Source organism: Vibrio sp. R10-SG3-ISO10 (assembly GCF_059834185.1).
In genome coordinates this window covers 1,005,661-1,024,310 of record NZ_JCBDHG010000022.1, presented here as the reverse complement: position 1 = coordinate 1,024,310, position 18,650 = coordinate 1,005,661, and the positions used below count along the sequence as shown (strand labels likewise).

Sequence of the window (18,650 nt, the reverse complement as noted above, 5' to 3'; positions counted from 1 at the left end):
CATTTGCAAGCAAGAGTTAGCTTATTATGAATACAAACACACTTCAAAACATTAATGTCGGCGTTGATACTGGCAAATCACAATTAGATATTTATATCCGTCCGCTCGACATTTACTTCACCGTTCCTAACAATGACAAAGGCATTAAAGAAGCCGTCAGAACTATCGCTAAACACCAACCTCAGCGTGTCGTGATTGAAGCTACTGGACGATTAGAAATGCCCTTCATCCTTGCTTGTGACCAAGCAAAGCTACCCTATGTCATCGCGAACCCTTTGAGGATAAAAAGGTTCGCTGGTGCTATCGGACAAAGAGCTAAGAACGACCGTTTAGACGCCGCGCTCATTGCCCACTATGCTGAGAAAGTTCAGCCTGACTTAACCGAGCTAAAAGCCGAAAATATCCGATTAATGAGTGACTTAGTATCAAGGCGAAATCAGTTACTCTCCATACAGACCATGGAAAGAAACCGACTACAAATATTGCCAAAGAACATCGCCTCAACCATTACGCCCATCTTAACCGCTCTTAAAAATCAAATTGAAAAAGTAGAAGCTAAAATCACAAAGCTCATCGATATCTCACCTGAATATCAGACTAAGAATGAGATACTTCAAAGCATGCCTGGAGTCGGTAAGATACTGGCCGCATCCATCATCAGTAACGTCCCCGAGCTTGGTTACATCACCAATAAACAAGCCTCTAGTTTGATTGGTGTAGCACCCATCGTTAGAGAAAGTGGTCGTTACAAAGGAAAGCGCATAATACAAGGAGGTCGGACTCAAGTTAGAACCGTTATGTATATGGCGATGATGTCTGCCATCCAATGTAACCCTGTTTTTAAGACTACATATGAACGATTACTTGCGGCAGGAAAACCCAAAAAAGTCGCCATAGTTGCCTGCATGAGAAAGATGGTTGTGATCTTAAACTCGATGCTCAGAGACGGTGTAATGTGGGATAACAATAGCGCCAAAAATTAACTATTGACGCCATAGTCTCTTGTTATGTTTCATACGTCGCTACTTGCCTAAATGACTCCATGCTACCGTCAAAAGGCCGGTCAAATTGGGATCTATCTAGAGAGCCTATCTTATTTACAGATAGCCATGTAGCTTCACATTCCTCGCAGTTAAATAAAGCTTCATTTGTAGCAGAATCTGCAAATTTGTTAATCCAGCCCTGATCACACCTAGGACATCATCTCTTTAACTCTCTGCATTTGGAGCAAACAAAATACCTTACACCTTTCGGACTTTCTCCTACTTCACCTAGCGTCTCAGTATTGCAAGTTTGACATAGTAATTTGTTCATAATACTTCCTGAAACATAACGCCGCATTAAGTGGTGAGCAACGCCGACCACTGAACTTAAAGTATTGTGCCGTAAACACTTAAACTGAAGCAAACCGAAAATGCCGAGCGTTGGGAATCCGTCTTAAATGCTTTGTTAGTTTGTATTTCAGGGAGTTCGATTTTTGGATTGAGAGAGGTAGATAGTTACTATCAGGACTAAACCGCTGGAAAGTTAAGAGTGCATAGGAAGCAGGGGGAAAAACCACAATCCTAGCAAGAAGAGAGTAGCTCGGAAACCGAAGGAATTAATAGCTTTCTTTAAACCAGATGTTGCTTGATTTACCGTTGAGTCATTATTTTCCATAAGCTTTACCTCGCGTTTTCTTCTAAGTGGGCGTCGAACCCTGAATGATTCTACAAATAGTGTGTTTAAGTCATAAGCAGTCACCAAAGCGACCACTACGTTTAATACATAACCTGCAATTTCGAACCACTCCCCCGCGCTACCTATGCACTCTAGAAAAGCCTGACGATTCTAATGATATTTTAGCTTAAAATCAATTACCTAAGCTGACTTCGCAAACTAACGCCCAATTAAGGTGTGAAGCACGCGACCACTACACTTAGCTAGACCACCGTAAACACTAAACTCAACCCAAACGAAAAATGCCAAGCGTGCTGAATCACTCTTAAATTGTTTGTTAGCACTATTTACTTACGCCCTTTAAATGGCTGACGATCTAACCAACAATTCCAGTTCAGATAACCATCATCAAACTCAATGAACTTGATTAATACCAATGGCAAGAGCCTACACAAAGGCGAAAAATAGTCTGTTAACTTGAAGGTGTCGCCATTTTTAGTAGTTTTTTCAAGCTGTCCATTATGAAACAAGGCGTTTCGTAAATGGACATATGTCATTACTGATTTATGGTGGGAGTCGAGATTTTCCTGCTTTACATCAAAGCCGTAACCAACCAACACTCGAGTTATCGGTGTCGCACAATTTTTAGATTTATAGTCATCTAGAATTGCTCGGCAAAATGATTCAAGTCCCGAAAACAGCAGATAATACGATACATCAATAAAACTGCCACGCCCTCTAAAGACCTCAATACACCTAAAAAAGGCACCTCTGAAAGCTGTGTTTACCGGTGTAGTTTCAGATAACAGAACATCTAAAGATTTGCGTATGAAAACTTCACGTGAATTTTCACTAAATGCATCGTTCATGATTACACAACCACCGCCATTTTGCCTAAAGTGCCCCTGCACTTCTTTGGGGAAGTCATCATCTAAACAGTCATAAGTTTCATTACTTCGTAACTGATTTGTGATTATAACGTCCTTGTGGTCGATAAAAGACAGTACGGCTTCTAAATTAAAGACTAAAGACTTTAATTCATAAGGGCACTCGTCAGATATTTCTAAGAATGCCGTTAAATGATAACAATTCTGATCCGATGCTAACTTCTTAACTTGAGTGAACTGACTGTATAACGGGACTATTCTACACCCGTAAAACTCATATATTTTCGTACATTCATAGCCATAAATACCGACTCTGGTCATTAAATTACTCCATAGCTAGAGAATAGTGCTAACGCCCAATTAAGTAGTGAGCAACGCTGCCACCCACCTAGACCATTGTGCCGTAAACACTAAAACTAGTTCAAACCAAAAATGCCGAGCGTTGCGAATCTGCTTAAATTGTTTGTTAGTTGCTTACTCAAAGACTTTACTTTGAAATTCATTGAGACTTTGCAAACACTGCCTTTACGCACTTTGAAAAGACCAAGTCAGGCGCAGTTTCAAAGCGACTATCACTGAAACCACTTGGAATTTACAACACCGCAGAAAACAGACTTTGTACACCAAAGGACTCTTTTGGAAAGACTAAGCAACAGAGCTGACTTTCAACGAACGAATCAGTTTCTGAAACAAAGAACCCAGCGACACATCAACCAGAACTACACTATCACCGATTCGAACAGTTAGAAGGTGAAACACGAAAACCTAGCCAATAGCACACTAACATTAGCCCTAAAATTGCTGATTTAGTTACTTTTTTCTTCATTGGCAACTAACGCCCAATTAAGTAGTGAGCAGCGCTGCCACTTAACTTGAACACTGTGCCGTAATCACTAAAGCTGATTCAAACTCAGAACGCCAAGCGTTGCGAATCTGCTTAAATTGTTTGTTATGTTTTACCACAAGTGACTGACTTACTTGAGAAAGAACTACCATTTTGGACTAGATTTCTGAACCAAACCACGAGCTAGAAACAAGCTTGGCCACCAAAGGCGACCAACCTAAAACAAGTATGAACACTTCCCTGCCCAATGAGGCAACACGGAAGGCACTCAACAAGTACCCTCGTCTCTTCTCACAACAGCGCCAAACAAGGGCAAGTTGCCGAGGCAACTGCCAAGGTAGGATGCTAATTGGCTAAGAACCTAGAAGCGACTTAAAGCCAGATAAACTTGAATCTAGCCAGCTCGACCTGACAATGAAGCAACTCACGAACATTGGCATGTTTTACGGGCTGAGTGATTCAAGAACTTAGACCGACAATGCGGATTTGCTGATTCTACTAGGGACGAATTGCCAGAGGGACAAAGAACTAGAGCCTAAGATATTTAAACCCTTGAAATACAAGTAAACATAACGCCCAATTAAGTAGTGAGCAACGCCACCACCTACCTAGACCATTGTGCCGTAAACACTGAAGCCGATTCAAACCCAAAATGCCGAGCGTTGCGAATCTGCTTAAATTGTTTGTTAGTTGCCTGCCCTAAAGCCTTGGGTTTGAAGCTCATGAGACTTTGCCAATACTACCCTTTCCTGATTTGATGAAACCAAATCAGGCGCAGTTTTAAAGCGACTGTCACTGAAACCACGTGGAATTTGCAGCGCCGTAGAAAACTGACTTAAAACACCAAAGAGAGCCTTTGGAAAGACTAAGAAACAGAGCAGACTTTCAACGAGCGGAACAGCTTCTGAAATAGGAAATCCAAACCGAGCACTAGCCAAAGAACGACTTTAACGACGCCAGAAGGCTGGAAAGTGAAATTCGAACCAGCAAAAACACACTGACATTAGCCCTAAACTTGCTGATTTATTTAATTTTTTCTTCTTTGGCAACTAACGCCGCGTTAAGTAGTGAGCAACGCAGCCACTGAACTTTACCATACCACCGTAAACACAAAACCCAACGATAGAATGAAAAATGCCAAGCGTTGGGAATCTGTCTTAAACGCTTTGTTATAAGCCAAATTGCAGCTAACTCAATTCTTTATGACCTAATAATGCGGCTGCTATAATTAGGAAAATACCCGAAACACGGTCTAGGTGCAGCTTCATGTTGTCACGCAATCGGCTAACTATCGACTCTGCAAATTTTCCATAGCAACATAAGAACACACCATCCATTACCAGATAAGTCGAACTTAATATTACAAACTGCACCAACAGACTCGAATCTTGACTGATGAACTGAGGAAACAAAGCCGCGAAGAAAATCACAGCCTTCGGATTCGCTGCTGATGTCACAAAACCTTGCCAGTATAAAGACGATTTTGAGCGTTGTTTTGTTTGTTGGTCGACTGAATTACTTGATTTGACGAAAATTAGCTTGAATCCTAAATATAACAAATACGCTACACCTCCCCATTTCACGACAGTGAAAAAATGCTCAGAACTAGCGATAAGTGTAGCTAAGCCTAATGCTGCAACGACCATTTGAAGTAGATTAGCAGTTAAATCACCGATTGCCGTGTAGACTGACCGTCGAAACCCGTTGCTAATGCTATTAGATAGCATAAGTAGCTGACTCGGACCCGGCGTGCTCATTAGAACCAAAACCGTCACCACATATGTGACCCAAACTTCAACTTCCATGTTAATCTCCCTATTTCATTGTGGGCTTATAACAGTTCTTAGCCAGAACTATTCTGCTATTAACTACCGAACAATTCTGTATTTCCTGATATTAAACTGCAACCATATCTCAAATAACTGAAAACTAACAGTTACTTATCTTCATAGTTACGCAAGGAAACACGCAAAAGCAAGAATACCTCTATACAGTCTGCCTTACTCTGCCAAAATAATAGCATTGTATAAATAAACAGGTATGCAATTATGAAAAGATCGCCATTCTTGGCGTACATCCGTGACTATATGCTAGGTAGGAACTATGCCCTTCGCACCGTTGAGGCGTATGTTTACTGGATCCACCAATATATAATCTTTCATGGTAAACAACACCCAAAAGAACTGGGTACTCAAGACGTAGAAAACTTCTTGAGCCACTTGGTATCGCAAAAGGGCATTGCGCAAAAAACACAGAGCCTAGCACTCAACGCGTTGGTGTTTCTCTATAAAGAAATCATTCATCAGCCCGTCGAACCCGACATGCAATTTAGACGATCCAATAAATCTCGTAAATTGCCTACTGTGCTCACTCAAGCGGAAGTAAGAAGGCTACTTTCTCAATGCTCAGCAAAATACAAACTCCCTCTCCAGCTTATGTATGGTTCGGGGTTAAGATTAATGGAGTGCGTCCGCCTTAGAGTGCATGATATCGATTTTCAGTATAAATCGATAAGGATATGGCAAGGCAAAGGAGAGAAAAATCGAGTCGTAACGTTAGCGCCTGAGTTATTTGAAGACCTGAAGCAACAACAGCAAATTTCATTGCGCTATTATCAGCAAGACATTAACAACAGAGAATTTTCAGGAAGCTACTTATCTGAATCACTCGCAAGAAAGTACCCCAATGCCGAAATGAGTTTTAACTGGCAATACCTTTTCCCATCTGAGCGTTTGTCCCCTGACCCGCGTAACGACAAAAAACGCAGGCATCATATTCACCATACATCTCTACAAAAGCACATAAAAATCGCATCGAAACAAGCCGAAATTGGCAAAGATATCTCGTGCCATACCTTAAGACACTCGTTTGCTACTCACCTACTAGAAAGTGGAGCGGACATTAGAACAGTCCAAGAACAGCTAGGCCACTCAGATGTGAAAACAACGCAAATTTATACTCACATCCTTGATAGAGGTGCAAACGGAGTTAAAAGCCCTCTATCAAGTATTTTCGACTAATTTGAATATAAAAAGTTAATATGGAGTTTGCGTTACACTCCCATTCCAACAACACTATTCTATCCATGATTACACTTTGGATAACTTAGATTGGTACAGCTAAGCTTACATTGTAAAGTTGGCTTAGGGGTTACAGCGAGTGATACGAAGGCAAACTTCAGTTCGTTGATGGCCTCAGCTTGTTAAAAAGCGCCAAAATTCAGTTGATTAATACATTAAAATGATTTTGATAAAAAACAAAAAAGCGAGCACTAGGCTCGCTTTTTAAGTCATCTTTCGTTCGCTTAAAGCAGTTCAACCGACTGCTGTGCGATGACAAACTCTTCGTTAGTTGGGATAACCATCGCGACTGCGCCAAGCAATTCTGATGTCGCGATAACGCCTGCGTTACCAAAACGAGCCTCTTCATTGCCTTTTTCGTTTTCAACAAAACCGAGCAGCTTAAGGTTGTTTAGAATTTCGCGGCGAATGTCTGACGAGTTTTCACCAATACCGCCGGTGAAGATAACCGCATCTAGGCTGCTTAAAGGAATCATGTAAGACCCGATGTATTTCGCAACGCGGTAGGTAAATACTTCGAATGCTAGCTTCGCACCTTCATGGCCTTCAGCCATGGCTTCTAGGATACCGCGAGCATCAGATGTTAGGCCAGAAACACCTAAGAAACCTGATTTCTTGTTTAGAGTTTCAAAGACTTTCTCAGTCGTCCAACCTTTCTTGATTAGGAACTCGATAACACCCGGGTCTAAATCACCCGAACGAGTACCCATCATTAGACCCGCAAGTGGTGTAAAGCCCATTGAAGTATCAACAGATTCGCCGTTTGCAATAGCACAAACAGAAGCACCGTTACCAAGGTGAACAGAGATGAAGTTAGACTCTTCAACAGGTTTGTCTAGCATCTTCGCCGCTTCACGGCTAACGAAGTAATGACTAGTGCCGTGGAAACCGTATCGGCGGATACCATATTCTTTATACAGCTCGTTAGAAATTGCACCAGTGAACGCCTTCTGAGGCATAGTTTGGTGGAACGCAGTGTCGAATACAGCAAATTGAGGAAGGCTTGGGAAAGCTTGCATAGAAGCTTTAATTCCTTTTGCGCCTGCTGGGTTGTGGAGCGGCGCCAGATCAGACAGATTCTCAATTTCTGTAAGTACTTCGTCATTAATACGAACTGTAGAAGTAAACTTCTCCCCGCCATGTACGATACGGTGACCCACGGCAACTAAATCTTTTGTGAAACTAAGAGTATCCATTAACGCAACGATTCGGTTAATAGCGTGCTGGTGGTGGTTATCAGGCGCATCAATCGCCTCTTCAGTTTTTTCGCCGTTGTACTTCCAGCTAATGACTGCCTCTGGCAAGCCAAAGCATTCGCCTAAGCCACTGACAATTGCGTCACCAGACTTAGAGTCAATTACAGCAAATTTTAATGAAGAGCTACCAGAGTTAATGACCAGCACAAACGAGTTCGACATGGATTTGTTCCTGTTTCAGACTGTGAGATTGAAGCGCTACGCTTCTATATTGTTGTTGTGCACATTATTCAATATTTTTTGAATCTTTCAACTTTTATTGGTCTTTTTAAACAAATCAAACAAACTTTTGTTGATCTATCGCAATAGTGGATTTATTTCACACTAAAAAATTAATGTTAATTTTATTACTAACAAGAACACACTACACTTTAGTTACGCCCGAGCTTATGCAATCTGTGTGAGCGAGGTACACGCATCACTTAGTAACCATTCGACGAGAGGTAGTTTTGTATACGCTAGCAATCAGTTTGGTGCTTATTGGCCTCTGCCTGCTTTTGGCGGGTTTGAAAACTGCAACAAAGATCTGTAAGCAGACAAAACATGCCGGTTGGCGCTGGCTTTACTGCTTGATTGTCAGCTTTGTCATTGGTTATTCCTTTGTGCTGATATCTTTAGTCTCAGAACAAACAATCAGCCCGATTTTACTTGGGTTGAGCGCTATTCTCTTCTGCGGCAGTATTTTCGTTTACACCGTTGTTTCCTACAGTTTCACCACGATAGTTCAACTTAAAACATTAGTCAGACAAGAAAAGTACAACGCTCTGCATGATCCTCTAACCAATTTGCCGAATCGTAAACACTGTATTGAGACAATAGAGCTTTTAATTGAGAACAATAAACCTTTTGACCTTATGCTTCTCGATGTAGTGAATTTCAAGCAAGTCAACGATGGCATGGGACATTTCTGCGGTGATCAACTTCTTGTACAAATAGGACAACGTATTAGTTCACTACTAGAGAAAGGGGATTTTGTAGCGCGAATAGGTGGTGACGAGTTCATCGTTATCACCCCGCTTCGTCCAGAGTTAGACATAAAACATGCAGCAAAGAGAATTAATCAGGAGCTTCATCTCCCCTTCTCCGTTGATGGCTTTGAACTCACCTCCAGCGCAAGCATAGGAATTAGTCAGTTTCCTATGCATGGTTCTGATGCTGAGCAAATGATCAATGCATCAGACATTGCTATGTACTGGGCAAAAAAAGCAGGAAGACCTTTTGCGATATACGATGACAGCATGAGCCAAGGAGCAAGACGAAAACTCGAAATCTCTAGAAACATAGATAAAGCCCTAGAAGACAACGAATTTCAAATTTACTATCAACCTATCTTGTGCAGCGTACATGGCGTTGTAAGTGGATACGAAGCACTTATTCGCTGGATTACTAAAGATGGGACAACCATTAGTCCGATAGATTTCATACCAATCGCCGAACACAGCAATAAAATTACTTCTATTACTGCGTGGGTACTCGATCAAGTTACTCAAGATATCAAAACATTCGAAGCACAGGGCATACGCTACCCTATACACGTCAACCTTTCAGCTAAGGACTTAATGGGCTCCAAACTTGAAGCAAAACTGCTAGATCTGATCGAGGACAACAACAACGTTACCAGTTCAATCGTTTTAGAAATCACTGAAAGCACTGCCATCAATCGGCTGAGAAGCCCCGAGAAGCTCTTAGAGAACATCCGAAAGCTCGGTTTTAAGATCAGTCTAGATGATTTTGGGACCGGCTATTCATCGCTTTCGCTTTTAAGGGACTTACCGGTTGATCAGATTAAAATTGACCGTTCTTTTTTATACAAACTTGAAAAAAACGAGCGAAACAGTTCGATCGTAGAGAACGCCATTTCACTCGCTCATGGTCTAGGTTACTCCGTAGTAGCGGAAGGCGTTGAAAATGAAACGGTGCTCGGCATTCTCAAGAGTCAAGGATGTGACTACATACAGGGTTTTTATTATAGCCCTCCATTAGAGATCCATAACGCAATCAATTGGACTCTGTCACATAACCCACCAATTATTTCAGAGCTTGCCAAAGTAAACTAAAAAAGCTGCCCCGAAGGACAGCAAATTGTTCAAAGTTCAAATGGATCAAATAAAGCCAAAAGTTAAGTTAGAACTGGTATGCCGCTGACAGCTTGAAGTTACGGCCAGGCTCATAATCATCCGCGATAATGCCACGAGCATCGCCCGTTTTAGAGGCATGCGATACATAAGCTTCATCAAAGATGTTGTCTATTCCGAACGTAACCGATAGGTCTTCGACATTGGAAGGAATCCACTGAGCATAAAGATTATGGACGTCATAACCTTCCTTCACCGCTTTGCCTTCGAGGACATTGTCTTCTTCTAAAACGACGATCGACGTCCAACCAAATAACACGTCAATCGAATCAGCATGATAATCTAGCGTTAGCGCAATGCTGTCACCAATGTCGATACTTCTGTCATTGGCATCAAGTACCGGGCCACCGTTAGTTACATCTTTGTTATCTGAGCGAGAATATGACAGCTTCGAGTTAAAGGCTTGATATCCATACGTTGCGCTTAGCTCAAAACCGGTAAACTCGACGTCCCCTTTGTTATAGATTAAATACCCTTTAGTGGAGCTTTGGTAAGCTTCGGCGATGTAATCGTCAATTTGGGTCTTAAATACGGTTAAATTGGCTCCAAAGAAATGGTCGCTCACTTGCTTGTTAAAGCGAACACCTGCCTGCGTGTTTTGACCCGTTTCGGCTTTAATATCACTCGCTAGATGTGTCGTTGGTTGGTATTTGATAAAGGTTTCAAGCAGCTCTGGGCCTTTGAACAAGCTTCTAGTACTCGCAAATAGAGTCCAGTCATTGGTCACATCCCACTCTGTCGCGAGAGACCACGTAACATCATCAAAGTTCGATGTACCCGTTGTCGCTTTGCGCTTGTAATCATCGTAGCGAACACCCGCAGTCACTGACCAAAAGTCAGTAATGTACATTTGGTTTTCAGCGAAGAAAGCACTATTGATTGCAGATTCGTCGGCGAACACAACGCCGCCATAAATACTCTTACTGGTTTTGTCTATATAATCCAAACCGTAAGTGGCCGTATTATCAAAACGACCAACCTGGTAATCACTTTGAAATTTCGCATTCGCACCCAGGTTTTTATTTTCAGCACTGTTTACTGACAAACGGTCGCCCGGCCAACGGCTAGTCACACCCGATTCATCACGAACAATTTCAGTTTGACTAGAATAAAGCGTGACCTTACCTTTATTAACTTCACCCTTTAGTTCGTAAGATAGAGTAATTGTGTCGCGATCGTAATCCGTTGGAATAGTTTCAGTGCCAGAACGCTCATTGTTTGCTGAGCCCGACCAGTCGGGGCGCGGACTGTAATCACCGCTATCACGATACAGATCGTAAGCAAGCTCAAATCGGTGAAGCCCTGAAGGCTCGTAACCTAGTTTGCCAAGAATGTTATAAGTGTCGCCTTTTACGCCAAAGGTCTCATTACCATTACCATTACCATTACCATCTTTGAAGTTATCTCTTGAAACCCAGTTTCCATACAGCATGGAATCAAACTTCTCACCCAATAGCCCATAAAATGTTGCCGACCCTTGGTGGCTTGCATTACTCGCGTAGCCCCCATAGACACGCGTACCAAACATTTCGTCTCCACGTAACAGATCTTTCGCGTCTTTGGTTTCAAAGTAGACCGAACCACCAAGACCATTTTGCGTCACTGAGTTGTTCCCCACTTGGATGTCGGCCGACTTAAGAATATCGGGGTTTAAAGTCAGATTACCAATGTGATGAAACATGTTGGCGTGTTGAGATGCGCCATCTAAGCGAATATCTAAGTCGGTTTCGCCAAGACCACGAATGTTGATTCGCCGGTTTACAGAGTGAGTCCCGCCCACATCCACGCCCGGCACATCACGAAGAAGATCCGACATGTGGTCAGCTTGTTTAAGCGACATGTCACTGGCACCGAGCGATTCCGAACTGCTCGATACTTTGGTTCCCCAAACGACAACATCTTCTAAATGAGTAACCTCCTGCGCTAAAGCGCTACTGCTCAGTGCCGAACATACAGCGAGAGTGATTAAAGAGAGGTTGTTGGGGCGATTGGTTACCCTATTCATGCGACTACCCCTAAATGTAAATGATAATAATTCGCACATATGATATGGTTGTTAGCGATTAACTAAAAGATTAATAGCTTATGCAAAACTGCATAACGCTTATGAGGAACTGCCACATGCCAACTGCTGAACTCAATACGAACAGATTACGCAAAGTAGCCATTACTCAAAAAGTAGAAGAGTCAGAAAAACAGCTGATTATCGGTGAGACTAAACATGGTAAAGCGCCGTTGGTTGAAGGACAGTTTCTTTCGTACAACGTTGCTCAACGCGTCAATATGCATGGTTGTAGAAGTTTAGAGTTACAAGATTCTAATGTGGTTTCTATGGCGCCTTCCTCAGTGATCATAACGGTTCTTTTAGAAGGTAAACTTAGATTTAGCTACGACGACTTAGAGTTTAAGTTGGACTCTAGTCAATGTGGAAAAGTCACTTTGGTTAATCTCAATCAGCCGACTAACTTTCGTCGACAAATCACTAAAGATAATTGTGTGACTAAACTAAATATCATGATGAACCATGATTGGATTCATGCACGCACTAACGGCCATTGTCAATTAAGCCAATTCACCGCCAATCACAAGAACTTCCTTCAATTTGATGTGACCCCAGAGATAGAAAGCTTGGTAACACGCGCGATTAACCTTTATCAAGCAAGTTCATTTGTTGAAAAAATCGCACTGGAATCAATCGCATTTCAGATTATGGAATCTGTTTTTGGCAGGTTAGACACTGAGGATTTTTGCACAAAAGAAACAAACAGAGCTACAGGTACTCCTTCATCGATTGAAGATATTGTCTGTTATATAGAATCGCATTTAGGCGATCCGCTATCTGTCGATCTCGTCGCCGAGCATTTCGCTATGAGTAGCTCTAATCTACAACGCAAATTTAAACAACAGCTTGGAGTGATTGTCAGCGGTTTTATTCGCAAGCGTCGTCTTGATGTGGCGAAACAGCATTTGGAACGTGGCCTAGTGACGATCACTGAAGCAGCCTACGAAGCAGGGTACAATCACCCCGCAAATTTCACCAACGCCTTCAAAAAAGAGTACGGCATCCCCCCCATTCTCATTGCGACCCAAAATGGCAATATCGCCCATATTCAATCAGCAAAACAAAGGCATTAAACCTCAAACATTTACACAAGCTATAAGTAACAAGATGTACATATAAAAACTCCTAATGTAACAACTTATTACACTCACAAGTTATTGTTTTAAAATAACAAAAATATCATTTTAACATTTTATTTTGTTTTGTGACCATTTTGTGAACTTTCGATTTAAAGTCTGCTCATCGTATAAACACGAGCAATGAAAGCCTGATTAAGGCTTAATAATATGGACTTTATCATGAAAAAAACGATTCTAGCGGTTGCTATCGCATCTGTTTCTGCATCTTCTTTTGCTGTTGAGCTATACAACAATGACGGCACTACCTTTTCTATCGGCGGTCACGTTTCTGTAAACGTAAACGATTCTGAAAAAGGCGATGCTGACGTAGGTACTAACTCGCCACGTATCAATTTTAACGCGACTCAAGAGCTAGGCAACGGCTTTACCGCTGACGCTAAAGGCGAATGGGCACTGAACTACCTAAACGGTGGTGAAAATGCGTTTACTACTCGTCTGGGTTACGTTGGTCTTACACACGATTCTTACGGCCGCGCTGTAGTAGGTACTCAGTGGGCACCATACTATGACGTAGCAGGCGTTGCAGATATGCCAGTTGCGTTCGCGAACGACTTTATCTACGACAACCACGGTGCGCTAGGTACAGGTCGTGCGGATAAAATGATGAGCTACCGTAACGGTTTCGATTTTGACCAAGCTGGCGCGCTGTCTTTCGGTCTAGGTTGGCAAGGGACTAACGATGAGCAGGTTGAACTTAACAATACTACGTCTGGCATCAAGTATGATGATCGTGTACAAGCAGCGCTAACTTATACAATCGCGGGTGCTCAACTAGGTTACACCTACAACACGGGCGACTTTGTTGAAGGTACTTCTACGAATAAAGAGAAAGCAAAATCTCATCTAGTATCTGCTAAGTACGGTACTTACGGTAAAGGTATTTACGTAGCGGGTGTTTATGCGAAGAACGAAAACATGAACAACGATGACAGCACTACTCCTAAGCTTCTAGAAGAAAGTACTGCATACGAAGGACTAGTATCTTACGCATTTGAAAACAGCCTCAACCTAATCATGAACTATGAGAAGGTTGAAGGTAAAGTGACTAAGTCTTCTGAAAAAGACACAGCACGCGAAGAGCTTGCTCTTCAAGCTGAGTACAATTTCACACCTAAGTTTATCACTTACACGGCTTACCAGTTCGATCTAAACGACAAGAACAACCGTGACACAGATAACAAGTGGCTAATCGGTGCTCGTTACTACCTATAAGCTCTAGATAGCTGTCCAAACTGCTGACCTATTTCAGCACTGCCCGCCTCTAGTAGGTGGGCTTTTTTATGTGTAGCGCTTTAAACTTGATAACAAAAGTAGTAAAAAGATCGCATCTATTTGAGATATTGCATTTCGACTCTGTTTTGAGGAATGGCTATGAATATTGGTGTTGTCTCCAAGCTGACTGGATTATCAAGTAAATCTATCCGCCTTTATGAAGATAAGGGGTTGATTACTGCCCCACTGCGCAGTGAATCCGGTTATCGTGAATATTCGCAGCAACACGTCAATCAACTGAACCTCATCTCTCGAGCTAAAAATGCTGGTTTTTCTCTGGTCGAGTGTAAAGAGTTTGTCCATTTGGCCTCTAACCCAAACCGTAAGAGCAGCGAAGTCAAAGCGAAGGCTAAAGAAAAACTCAAAGAGGTAGAGCTAAAGATTCGAGAGCTGAAAGAGATTGAAAAGCAGCTCAAAAGTTGGGTTTCAGCCTGCCCTGGTGATTCTGGCAGTGACTGCCCAATCATCGAAGACTTAACGAAGGAAGAGTAAACCCTCTCCCCCGTCTAGTAAAAGACCTCCGATTTGGAGGTCTTTCAGTTATGGATTGAGCCTTAAAAATAAGTGCACATACGTTTACCATCCACTTCAATAATATTGAAAGGGGTCTCGTAAATGCTTTCTAAAATATCAGATTGTATCACTTCTTCAACGCTCCCCTGAGCCACTACCTTACCCTTCTTAAGAGCAATGATTTTGTCTGAATAACAGGCTGCGAAGTTAATATCGTGAATTACAACTACAACGGCTTTCTTCATCTCATGTGCCAGTCTTCCTACATTGCGCATGATCTGTAAAGAGTGTTTGATATCTAGGTTATTCAGTGGCTCGTCTAAAAACACGTAGTCTGTGTCTTGCGCCATGACCATGGCAATAAAAGACAGTTGTCTTTGACCACCACTGAGTTCATCGAGATACTTGTGTTGAATTGCCTCTAAATCAAGGTACTCAATCGCTTTATTGATCACAGTCTGATCTTCATCCGTTAGCTTTCCTTGCGAGTATGGAAAGCGGCCAAAAGCGATCATCTCTCTTACAGTAAAGCGCATGGTGATGTTGTTGGCTTGGCGTAAGACCGCTAGTCTTTTTGCTAACTCCTTAGTATCCCATTGACTAAGCTCTTTACAGTCAATCAGGACTTCGCCTTCATCTTTGCTGACTAAGCGACTCGCCATTGAAAGCAAGGTACTTTTTCCTGCCCCATTGGGTCCAATAATCGAAGTGACCTTACCTTTATCGAACTCTGCGCTCGCGCTATCAACCACTTTGGTTTGACCAAACACCTTGGTCAGGCTTTTCATTGAAATCATAATAGACCTACACGATTTTGTTGCGCAGCAACATGGTTAAGAAGTAAATACCGCCAATAAAGTTGATCACGACACTGATCGTGGTCGAAAAGCCAAATAAATTTTCGACTATCCATTGTCCGCTCAATAGAGAGGCGACAGAAAGTAATGAAACACCCACTAGCAAAACTTGGTGCTGAAAGGACTTAAACAGCTCACGCGCTAGGTTGGTTACCAGTAGGCCAAAGAACATGATTGGACCAATCAAGGCAGTCGAAATCGCGATCAGTGCAGCGCTCAACACGAGGACTTGCAACGTCACCTTTTTAACATCGACACCAAGGCTTGTTGCGTTATCTTTATCCAACCAAAACACATCAAGAACTCGGTGTAATCGGTATAAGGCAACACTAATCGCCAGCAACAATGGCGCACAGTAGTAAACCAACTCAACCTTTACATTGTTAAAGCTGGCAAACATATTTGCTTGAACAGAAGCAAAATCATTTGGGTCCATCAGCATAACAAAAAATGACGAGATACTACCAAACAGCTGGCCGAGGATGACCCCAAGCAATAGCAGTACCATTAAGTTCTGGCGCTCGCCTCTAAAGTAGAAGCTAAACAGCAATAGCGAGAAGCCTAGCATTACCACAACAGACAAACTGAAGTTGAAGTATGCGTTCAAGGCAAAACTACTCATGCCACCAAAAATCACCACAACCAAAACTTGAGTAAACATATACAGGGAATCAAAACCCATAATGCTCGGTGTTAAGATACGGTTGTGAGTGATTGTCTGGAACACCAGTGCCGATTGACCAATCGCAATACCAGCGATAATCATAGCCAGCACTTTGGGGACTCGACGCGACAGAAAATACTGATAGTTGTCGGCATTCAGACCAATACCAATAAACAGAAAGCAAAATACCAGTGCTATGACAGCCAGCCCGATTAGTTTGGTTCTATCAAGCATGCTTTTGCCCCTTAAGAATAAAGAAGATAAACACCGCTCCGCCAAGAATACTGATAATGGTAGAGATAGGGATTTCGTAAGGGAAAATAATCAATCGACCAGCTAAGTCACAACAAAGAACAATCAGTGCACCGAGAATGGCGGTTAAAGGAATGTTTTTACGCAAGTTGTCGCCAAAGAAACGACTCACGAGGTTAGGAACAATCAAGCCTAAGAATGGCAGCATGCCCACGATCATCACGACCGTCGCAGACATCACAGACACCAGTAAAACGCCAATGACTAATACTTGCTGATAGTTCAAACCAAGGTTAGTCGCAAAGTCTTTACCTAGCCCTACTGCCGAGATCCTTGCAGCATACAAGTAACTGAAGATAGCCACAGGAATCGCGATGTAGAGCAACTCGTAGTCACCCTGTAACAAATTGGCGAAGTTTGCCACTGTCCAGCTAGAGAGGTTTTGCAACGCATCGTATTTGTAGGCGATGAATGTCGCTAATGAGTCGACGACGTTACCAAAGATAATTCCTACTAAAGGAACAAAGATAGCGTTTTTAAACTGGATGCGGTTAATGAACTGAACAAACAACAGGGTACCTGCCATAGATACACCGAAAATTAGCCACAGTTGAGAACCATTGCCGAACAAAACTAAACTCAATACGTAACCTAACATGGCACACTCGATGGTGCCTGAAGTCGACGGAGACGCGAATCGGTTTTGGCTAATTTGCTGCATAATAAGACCAGCGATACTCAATCCTGCACCCGCCAGTAACACCGCAACAAGACGAGGGATTCGACTCGTCCAAAACAGATGCCAACTATTAGGATCGCCAGCCAACAAAGAAGCGAGATTTAGCTGACCCACTCCCACAAACAGTGACGCGATACTCAAGATTATCAGCGCCAACAATAACTTTTTCACTTGCTTTTCTCTTTAGCACAAAAGCCTCAAGCACAAAAATGCTTGAGGCCGTTGTTTATAATTCTTCTGTTCTGTTAGTTGACCGCTGATGCTGACTTAACGTCTTCTATCATCTGTTCTGTCGCGCGCATACCTGCGATAGATAGATACCAAGCGTTGATGTCTAAGTAAGCCAGCTTCTTGTTTTGGTAAGCATCAGTTGCTTTAACCAGATCATTTTCGAAGTCGCGCTTAACCGTGCTGCCTTTACCTTTATTGATCAGGATATCTTTGTCGATGACGAGTAAGGTTGATGGGTTCTTCTCACGAATGAACTCATAAGAAACAAGGTCACCATGACGGCTTTCTTTGATACCCTTAACGGTCTCTTTAAAACCAAAGTCTTTATAGATAGCAGAAAAACGTGACTGAGCACCAAAGGCAGTGATGTTACCACCAGCACTCATTACCGTTAGTGCGTCAACATCGTTTTTATCGTTGGACGCGCTGATTGCTTTGAATTCTTTGTCGAGTTGTTCAATCTTAGACTCAACAAATTCTTGTTTCTCAAACACTTCACCAAGATTACGCCATTGTTCTTGGGTGCTCTGCCAATAACCTTTCTTTGAATCCGCAGCGAAAACGATCGTCGGAGCGATCTCTGTTAGCTCTTTATATTTCGCAGCACCGCGCGAACCAACAATGATCAAGTCTGGTTTCTGGGTATAGATTGTTTCGAAGTCTGGTTCATGAAGGCTGCCCGCGGAAACGAATTTATAATCACGGTACTCAGCCAAATAATCAGGGAACATGCTGACCGTTGACACCGCTACAGGCTCAATACCGAACGCTTTTACTGTATCTAGCGCGCCTAGTCCGATCACGACAACGCGTTCTGGGCTAGATTCTAGTTTGGTTGTCCCTTGAGCGTGTTCAATTTCAACCATTTTTGCGTTAGCACCGAATGCTAATAATCCTGTGGCTAATGCCAGTGCAGACAACTTCATTGTTAGACTCCATAATTACAAATGCAATGCATTATCATTTAGATTCATAATTCTGTCATCAGCAATTTACGTTTTTTACACTTATCAAATTGATGTAAAGAATATTGGTGGCAAACTGAAAAGAAAAGGAGCGA

Annotated in this window: 14 protein-coding genes; 6 read left to right on the top strand and 8 right to left on the bottom strand. The window is 42.4% G+C overall.

Annotation, left to right across the window (positions count from 1 at the left end; translation table 11 throughout):
* Window positions 1-26 precede the first annotated feature (26 nt).
* Entirely contained in the window at window positions 27-983 is a 957-nt protein-coding gene (locus AC6R16_RS18145) for an IS110 family RNA-guided transposase (protein ID WP_500673213.1), read from the top strand.
* Window positions 984-2,006: 1,023 nt separating this feature from the next.
* Here AC6R16_RS18145 and AC6R16_RS18140 read toward each other — a convergent pair.
* Together AC6R16_RS18140 and AC6R16_RS18135 are read right to left on the bottom strand one after the other, a co-directional pair.
* A complete protein-coding gene (locus tag AC6R16_RS18140; RefSeq protein ID WP_025580511.1) occupies window positions 2,007-2,867 on the bottom strand; it encodes a hypothetical protein in 861 nt (286 codons plus the stop codon).
* Window positions 2,868-4,577: 1,710 nt separating this feature from the next.
* Entirely contained in the window at window positions 4,578-5,195 is a 618-nt protein-coding gene (locus AC6R16_RS18135) for a LysE family translocator (RefSeq protein WP_500675316.1), read from the bottom strand.
* Window positions 5,196-5,438: 243 nt separating this feature from the next.
* Between AC6R16_RS18135 and AC6R16_RS18130 the strand changes: the two genes are divergently transcribed.
* Window positions 5,439-6,410, top strand: a complete 972-nt coding sequence (locus AC6R16_RS18130; protein ID WP_500675315.1) for an integron integrase — start codon at window positions 5,439-5,441, stop codon at window positions 6,408-6,410.
* A gap of 284 nt (window positions 6,411-6,694) precedes the next feature.
* Here the strand turns inward: AC6R16_RS18130 and AC6R16_RS18125 are convergent, their stop codons facing one another.
* The gene (locus AC6R16_RS18125) at window positions 6,695-7,888 is read right to left on the bottom strand and encodes an acetate/propionate family kinase (protein ID WP_500675314.1); all 1,194 of its coding nucleotides are present in this window, start codon (window positions 7,886-7,888) and stop codon (window positions 6,695-6,697) included.
* Between the two features lie 287 nt (window positions 7,889-8,175).
* On the opposite strand from AC6R16_RS18125, the gene AC6R16_RS18120 reads away from it, so the two are divergent.
* Window positions 8,176-9,783: a putative bifunctional diguanylate cyclase/phosphodiesterase gene (locus AC6R16_RS18120; protein WP_500675313.1), complete on the top strand. Its 1,608-nt coding sequence runs from the start codon at window positions 8,176-8,178 to the stop codon at window positions 9,781-9,783.
* Window positions 9,784-9,850: 67 nt separating this feature from the next.
* Here AC6R16_RS18120 and AC6R16_RS18115 read toward each other — a convergent pair whose 3' ends face one another.
* Window positions 9,851-11,866, bottom strand: coding sequence for a TonB-dependent siderophore receptor (locus AC6R16_RS18115; RefSeq protein ID WP_500675312.1), 2,016 nt, complete (start codon window positions 11,864-11,866; stop codon window positions 9,851-9,853).
* 116 nt (window positions 11,867-11,982) lie between these two features.
* Between AC6R16_RS18115 and AC6R16_RS18110 the strand changes: the two genes are divergently transcribed.
* From AC6R16_RS18110 to cueR, 3 genes are all read left to right on the top strand, one after another.
* Window positions 11,983-12,996: a helix-turn-helix transcriptional regulator gene (locus AC6R16_RS18110; protein ID WP_500675311.1), complete on the top strand. Its 1,014-nt coding sequence runs from the start codon at window positions 11,983-11,985 to the stop codon at window positions 12,994-12,996.
* A gap of 225 nt (window positions 12,997-13,221) precedes the next feature.
* Window positions 13,222-14,274, top strand: coding sequence for a porin (locus AC6R16_RS18105; RefSeq protein WP_500675310.1), 1,053 nt, complete (start codon window positions 13,222-13,224; stop codon window positions 14,272-14,274).
* Window positions 14,275-14,433: 159 nt separating this feature from the next.
* Window positions 14,434-14,826, top strand: coding sequence for a Cu(I)-responsive transcriptional regulator (cueR, locus tag AC6R16_RS18100; RefSeq protein ID WP_500640204.1), 393 nt, complete (start codon window positions 14,434-14,436; stop codon window positions 14,824-14,826).
* A 62-nt stretch (window positions 14,827-14,888) separates the two neighbouring features.
* Here the strand turns inward: cueR and vctC are convergent, their stop codons facing one another.
* The 4 genes from vctC to AC6R16_RS18080 all read right to left on the bottom strand — a co-directional run bounded on the left by vctC (window position 14,889) and on the right by AC6R16_RS18080 (window position 18,516).
* Window positions 14,889-15,644 carry an iron chelate ABC transporter ATP-binding protein VctC gene (gene vctC, locus AC6R16_RS18095; protein WP_500675309.1) on the bottom strand — a complete coding sequence of 252 codons (756 nt, stop codon included), beginning with the start codon at window positions 15,642-15,644 and terminating at the stop codon, window positions 14,889-14,891.
* Window positions 15,645-15,651: 7 nt separating this feature from the next.
* The gene (vctG, locus tag AC6R16_RS18090) at window positions 15,652-16,602 is read right to left on the bottom strand and encodes an iron chelate uptake ABC transporter permease subunit VctG (RefSeq protein ID WP_500675308.1); all 951 of its coding nucleotides are present in this window, start codon (window positions 16,600-16,602) and stop codon (window positions 15,652-15,654) included.
* A complete protein-coding gene (gene vctD, locus AC6R16_RS18085; RefSeq protein ID WP_500640207.1) occupies window positions 16,595-17,530 on the bottom strand; it encodes an iron chelate uptake ABC transporter permease subunit VctD in 936 nt (311 codons plus the stop codon). The genes vctG and vctD overlap by 8 nt, the downstream gene beginning before the upstream one ends.
* Window positions 17,531-17,604: 74 nt before the next feature.
* On the bottom strand, window positions 17,605-18,516 hold the full coding sequence (locus tag AC6R16_RS18080; RefSeq protein ID WP_500640208.1) for a siderophore ABC transporter substrate-binding protein: 912 nt from the start codon (window positions 18,514-18,516) through the stop codon (window positions 17,605-17,607).
* Window positions 18,517-18,650: the final 134 nt, after the last annotated feature.

Excerpts from the sequence above, each read along its gene's own strand:
- AC6R16_RS18145 (WP_500673213.1), top strand. The coding sequence starts at position 27 with ATGAATACAAACACACTTCAAAACATTAATGTCGGCGTTGATACTGGC.
- AC6R16_RS18130 (WP_500675315.1), top strand. The coding sequence starts at position 5,439 with ATGAAAAGATCGCCATTCTTGGCGTACATCCGTGACTATATGCTAGGT.
- AC6R16_RS18110 (WP_500675311.1), top strand. The coding sequence starts at position 11,983 with ATGCCAACTGCTGAACTCAATACGAACAGATTACGCAAAGTAGCCATT.
- AC6R16_RS18125 (WP_500675314.1), bottom strand. The coding sequence starts at position 7,888 with ATGTCGAACTCGTTTGTGCTGGTCATTAACTCTGGTAGCTCTTCATTA.
- AC6R16_RS18105 (WP_500675310.1), top strand. The coding sequence starts at position 13,222 with ATGAAAAAAACGATTCTAGCGGTTGCTATCGCATCTGTTTCTGCATCT.
- AC6R16_RS18140 (WP_025580511.1), bottom strand. The coding sequence starts at position 2,867 with ATGACCAGAGTCGGTATTTATGGCTATGAATGTACGAAAATATATGAG.
- AC6R16_RS18115 (WP_500675312.1), bottom strand. The coding sequence starts at position 11,866 with ATGAATAGGGTAACCAATCGCCCCAACAACCTCTCTTTAATCACTCTC.
- vctG (WP_500675308.1), bottom strand. The coding sequence starts at position 16,602 with ATGCTTGATAGAACCAAACTAATCGGGCTGGCTGTCATAGCACTGGTA.
- vctC (WP_500675309.1), bottom strand. The coding sequence starts at position 15,644 with ATGATTTCAATGAAAAGCCTGACCAAGGTGTTTGGTCAAACCAAAGTG.
- AC6R16_RS18080 (WP_500640208.1), bottom strand. The coding sequence starts at position 18,516 with ATGAAGTTGTCTGCACTGGCATTAGCCACAGGATTATTAGCATTCGGT.
- cueR (WP_500640204.1), top strand. The coding sequence starts at position 14,434 with ATGAATATTGGTGTTGTCTCCAAGCTGACTGGATTATCAAGTAAATCT.
- AC6R16_RS18135 (WP_500675316.1), bottom strand. The coding sequence starts at position 5,195 with ATGGAAGTTGAAGTTTGGGTCACATATGTGGTGACGGTTTTGGTTCTA.